A 5,036-nucleotide genomic window follows, 5' to 3' on the forward strand; every position below is an offset into this window, starting at 1 on the left:
GAGACGCTCGCCGGCGCTCGCTCCTCGACCATCGACCCCGTTCCCAGCGAAGGAGGACACGTGACCCAGCAGGAGACCCCCGGTGCCGACGAGTTCACCGACGTCGACGACACGCTCGCCCGCTTCCGTGACGCCGGCTACCTCGCCGACGACCGGCTGGCCACGACCGTGTTCCTCCAGACCCGGCTCGGCAAGCCGGTGCTGCTGGAGGGCCCGGCCGGCGTCGGCAAGACCCAGCTCGCCGAGAGCCTTGCGGAGGTCACCGGCCGCCGGCTGCTCCGGCTCCAGTGCTACGAGGGCCAGGACGAGACCAAGGCGCTCTACGAGTGGGACTACGGCAAGCAGATGCTCTACACCCAGATCCTGCGCGAGAAGATCAACCAGGTCGTCGAGGACGCCGCCGACCTGAACGAGGCGGTCGAGCGGATCGCCAGGCAGGACAGCGTGTTCTTCTCCGAGCGGTTCCTGGCACCCCGCCCGCTGCTCGAGGCGATCTCGTCCGAGGAGCCGGTGGTGCTGCTGATCGACGAGGTGGACCGGGCCGACGAGGCGCTCGAGGCGGTGCTGCTGGAGCTGCTGTCGGAGTTCCAGATCTCGATCCCCGAGGTCGGGACCGTCACCGCCCGCCACACGCCGTACGTCGTGCTGACCTCGAACAACACCCGCGACCTGTCCGCGGCGCTCAAGCGGCGCTGCCTGCACCTGTTCCTCGACTACCCCGACACCCGGCGCGAGCTGGACATCATCAACTCCAAGGACACCGGCCTGGCCGAGGCGCTGGCGATCCGGCTGGTGGAGATCGTCCGCGGGCTGCGCGAGCTCGAGCTGCGCAAGTCCCCCAGCATCTCCGAGACCATCGACTGGGCGCGCACGCTGGCGGTGCTGGGCGTGAAGGACCTGACCGCCGACGTGCTCAGCCAGACCCTCAACGTGGTGGTGAAGTACGAGCGCGACCTGGAGAAGGCGATGCGCGCGATCCCGTCGCTGGTGGACCCGAACGCCGAGGTGCCGGAGTCGCTGGGCCGCGGTCACGGGCACGGGCACGGTCACGGGCACGGCCACGAGCACAGCCACGACGAGGCGGAGCCGGACGGCAAGGCGGTCCGGGCGGCCAAGGACAACCCGGGCCGGCACGCCGCGGCGTACGGCGGGACGAAGGGGCGCTCGACCAGCGGCAGCGAGGGCGAGAAGGCGGCCCGGTCGGTGCCGGCCGGCCAGGGCTCCCGGTCGTTCGCTGCCGGGGCCCGCAAGCGGCCGGTGTGACCCCGTGGAGAGCGCGGTCCACCGGTTCATCCGGCTGCTGCGGCTGTACGGCGTGCGGGTCAGCACCGCCGAGGCCGTGGACGCGATGCACGCGGTCGCACAGCCAGGCGTGCTGCGCGACCGGCAGGTCCTTCGCTCCGCCCTGGAGGTGAGCCTGGTCAAGGACCGGCGCGACCTCGAGGCGTTCGACCGGGTCTTCGAGCGCTTCTTCGGGCTGCGGGCCGTGGTCGAGGACGACCGCGGGCACGGCCACGGGCACGGACACGACGACCTCGCCGACGAGGGCGAGCTCGAGCAGTTCACGCTCTCGGAGGACCCCGGTGACATCCCCGAGCAGGGGCACTCGCACGGCAAGCCGGACGACATCAAGCAGTACTTCAGGCAGGAGGACCTCGCCCAGCAGTACAACCTCCACCAGGAGGCCAACAAGATCGACATCGCGGCCCTGACCGACGAGATCGTGCTGTCCAACGAGAAGACCGACAGCCCCGGCGAGATGGCGCGGGTGCAGCTGTCGACCCGGCGGATGCACAACCCGGGCAACCCCGGCGACCTCGTGAGGGTGCCGGGGCTGCAGCTCGACACCGAGCTGTCGGTGGGCGAGGAGATGGCGCTGCTGACCTGGCTGGACGAGGCGGTGTCGGACGACGAGGGTGACCTGCCCGCCGACCTGCCGCCGGACCTGGCGGCGCTGCGCGAGCGGCTCGCCCCGCTGCTGGCCGGGCTGCCCGAGCGGCTCAAGCAGCACCTCGAGCGGCTGATGGAGCTCGAGCGCGCGGTGGAGGGCCGCGAGGTCGCGGCCGCGCAGGCCGAGAGCATCGACGAGCGCGAGCGGGCCGACCTCGAGGAGTCGCTGCGCCGGCTGCTGCGCAGCCTCAAGGGCGCGCCCCGGCCCCGGCGCAAGGCTGCCGCCCGCGGCAGCGTCGACGGAGCCCGCACCATGCGCGCCAACATGAGGTACGACGGGGTCCCCTTCCGCCCGGTCACCGTCAGCAAGGTCGAGGACCGGCCGCGGCTGCTGGTGCTGTGCGACGTGTCCCTGTCGGTGCGGTCCACCTCGCGGTTCACGCTGCACCTCGTGCACAGCCTCCAGTCGGTGGCCTCCTCGGTCCGCACGTTCGCGTTCGTGAAGGACCTGGTCGAGATCACCGACCTGTTCGCCGAGCACCGGATCGAGGAGGCGCTGTCTCTGGTGATGGCGGGGCTGCCGGCCGGCGGGGTGCTCGACGTGGACGCCGACTCCGACCACGGCGCGGCGTTCGACACCTTCCTCGATCAGTACGGCTCGGCGGTCAACCGTCGGACCACGGTGATCGTGCTCGGCGACGGACGCAACAACGGCAACGACCCACGGCTCGAGGTGTTCGAGGAGATCGCGCGGCGGGCGCGGCAGACGATCTGGCTCACGCCGGAGCCCCACTTCTCGTGGGGGCTCGGCGGCTGCGACCTCCCGGCGTACGCGGGGTTCTGCGACCGGGTGCAGGTGGTCCGCGGGTTGCGCGGGCTGGAGCAGGTGTCGACGTCGATGTCGGAGGTGTCGTGACCAGCGAGGCGCCCGACCTGGCCGGACCGATCGACCCGTTCGCGGAGACCGTGCACGGCGCCTACCGCGACGGCGTGGTCGAGGTGCGCGCGCTGACCGGGATCCGGCCGCGGCGGGCGCTGCACATGGTGCGCACCCCCCACTTCGACGTGCGCCACGTCGGCGACCGGCTGCACGTCGACCACTGCGTGCCGCCGGCCCGGGTCGACGACGACCTGTCCGGCCTGCTGGCCGACGAGCTGTTCGGGCCCGGGTGGCTGCGCGGGCCGGAGCTGTTCGAGCGGATCTTCACGGGCGTCGTACGCACGTCCGCGCCGTCCGCCCGGCAGAGCTGGGAGCTCTTCTACCGCAACACGCTGGCCCGGGTGGACGAGGCGATCGCCGACGGGTACGACCCGGCTACGCCGTCCGGGCACGGCACCATCGCGGACTACGCGCCGGTCTACGCCCGGGCCGAGGCGCTGCTCGCGCCGGGGTCGGTGCTGGAGCTCGGCTGCTGCTTCGGGTTCCTCGCGCTGCGCCTGGCCGCGGCCGGTCGCCAGGTGACCGCCTCGGACGTGTCTCCCGGCACCGTGCGGCTGCTGGAGTCGGTGGCCCCTCGGCTCGGGGTCGACCTGGCCACCCGGGTCGCCGACGCGGCCCGCTTCCCCGCGGCCGACGGCAGCGCCGACAACGTTCTCGTCGTCCACCTGCTCGAGCACCTCGAGCCCGAGCACGGCGACCGGGTGGTCGCCGAGGCGGTCCGGCTGGCGGCGCGGCGGGTCGTGGTCGCCTGCCCGCTGGAGGAGGAGGCCGACGAGACCTGGGGCCACGTCCGCACGGTGTCCATCGCCGACCTCGACCGGTGGGGACGCCGGACCGGGTTGCCGTACGCCGTCGGCGAGCACCACGGCGGATGGCTGGTGATCGACGCCGACATGCTGACTTTACCAACCGGAAGGTAAAGTGGGCGGCATGCCCGCCACCACCTCCCGCACCGCCATCCTGGACAACGCCCTCGTGCTCGCCCGCGACGGCGCGACGACCGTGACCCTGGACTCGGTCGCGCAGGCGAGCGGGCTGACCAAGCCCGGCGTTATGTACCACTTCCGCACCAAGGAAGCCCTGATGGCGGCCGCGGTCGACCACGTCATCGACCGCCTCGAGCAGACCCTGCTCGCGCTGCTCCCCGAGGGCCCGTCGGCGGGCGTCGAGCGGCGCATGCTCGCGTACGCCGAGTGGGCGCTGACCAGCGAGATCGACGGGGCCGACCTGGTGATGTTCAGCGACCCCCGCCTGGTCGACGTGCTCACCCGCAAGTGGTCCGACCGGCTCCGGCCGTGGCTGGAGATCCCGGCCGGTACACCGGCCCCGGTCCGGTCGCGCCTGCTCGCGGTGCGGCTGGCCGCCGAGGGCTCGTGGTTCGCCGACGCCAGCGGCATCCTCCCCCTTTCCGAGGACGACCGGCGCACCCTCCTCGCCTGGGTCCGCGACCTCCTGGAGCCCCTGTCATGACCCGCTGGCTGCTGCTCCTGGCCGCGGTCGCCAGCGAGGTGACCGCGTCGCTGTCGCTCAAGGCTGCGCTCGACCGGCCCGCGTTCTACGTGGTCGTCGCGGTCGGCTACCTCGCGTCGTTCGCACTGCTCGCCGTCGTGCTGCGACTCGGCATGCCGCTCGGTGTCGCGTACGGCATCTGGGGCGCCCTCGGCGTCGCGGCGACCGCCGCGTTCTCGGCGCTCCTCTTCGACGAGCCGCTCACCGCGGTGATGGCGTTGGGGATGGCGATCGTCGTCGCCGGCGTGCTGCTGGTGGAGCTGGGCTCGCAGGCGGCCGGGCACGAGCGCCCGGCTCCGGTCGCGGCAGGGACGGAGTGACTCGATGGAGTGGATCTTCCTGAGCACCGCGATCCTCACCGAGGTGGCCGGCACCTGCGCGCTCCGGGTGGCGGCGACCGGTCGGCCCCGGTGGTACGCCGTGGTGGCCGCGGGCTACCTGGTCGCGTTCCTCATGCTCACGCTCACGCTGGAGGCAGGGCTCGGCCTCGGTGTCGCCTACGGCATCTGGGCGGCGGCGGGTGTCGCGCTCACCGCCGTCGCCTCCTGGGCGTTCTTCGCCGAGCCGCTCAACCGGACCATGGCCGGCGGGATCGCGCTGATCGCGTGCGGGGTGCTGCTGATCGAGCTCGGCGCCCACTGACCAGCGGCCACGTCCTGCACGCCGAGCGGCCACGTCTTGCCCGCCCAGCGGCCAC

At 72.8% G+C, this 5,036-nt stretch carries 6 protein-coding genes; all 6 read left to right on the plus strand.

What is annotated here, in order from left to right:
• Positions 1-1,263: AAA family ATPase (locus EKO23_RS24230; protein WP_342773640.1), on the plus strand; the 1,263-nt coding region annotated here is incomplete at its 5' end.
• A 4-nt stretch (positions 1,264-1,267) separates the two neighbouring features.
• Positions 1,268-2,806, plus strand: coding sequence for a VWA domain-containing protein (locus tag EKO23_RS24235; RefSeq protein ID WP_134721074.1), 1,539 nt, complete (start codon positions 1,268-1,270; stop codon positions 2,804-2,806).
• Complete coding sequence (gene mftM / locus EKO23_RS24240) at positions 2,803-3,750, plus strand: mycofactocin oligosaccharide methyltransferase MftM (protein WP_134721076.1); 948 nt, start codon at positions 2,803-2,805, stop codon at positions 3,748-3,750. Before EKO23_RS24235 ends, mftM begins: the two co-directional genes overlap by 4 nt.
• 10 nt (positions 3,751-3,760) lie before the next feature.
• A complete protein-coding gene (locus tag EKO23_RS24245) occupies positions 3,761-4,300 on the plus strand; it encodes a TetR/AcrR family transcriptional regulator (RefSeq protein ID WP_134721078.1) in 540 nt (179 codons plus the stop codon).
• Positions 4,297-4,659 carry a DMT family transporter gene (locus EKO23_RS24250; protein WP_134721080.1) on the plus strand — a complete coding sequence of 121 codons (363 nt, stop codon included), beginning with the start codon at positions 4,297-4,299 and terminating at the stop codon, positions 4,657-4,659. The genes EKO23_RS24245 and EKO23_RS24250 overlap by 4 nt, the downstream gene beginning before the upstream one ends.
• Positions 4,660-4,663: 4 nt before the next feature.
• Complete coding sequence (locus EKO23_RS24255; RefSeq protein ID WP_134721082.1) at positions 4,664-4,981, plus strand: DMT family transporter; 318 nt, start codon at positions 4,664-4,666, stop codon at positions 4,979-4,981.
• The last annotated feature ends 55 nt before the right edge of the window (positions 4,982-5,036 follow it).

It is taken from the genome of Nocardioides guangzhouensis (genome assembly GCF_004519545.1).
In the GTDB taxonomy this organism is placed as follows: domain Bacteria; phylum Actinomycetota; class Actinomycetes; order Propionibacteriales; family Nocardioidaceae; genus Nocardioides; species Nocardioides guangzhouensis.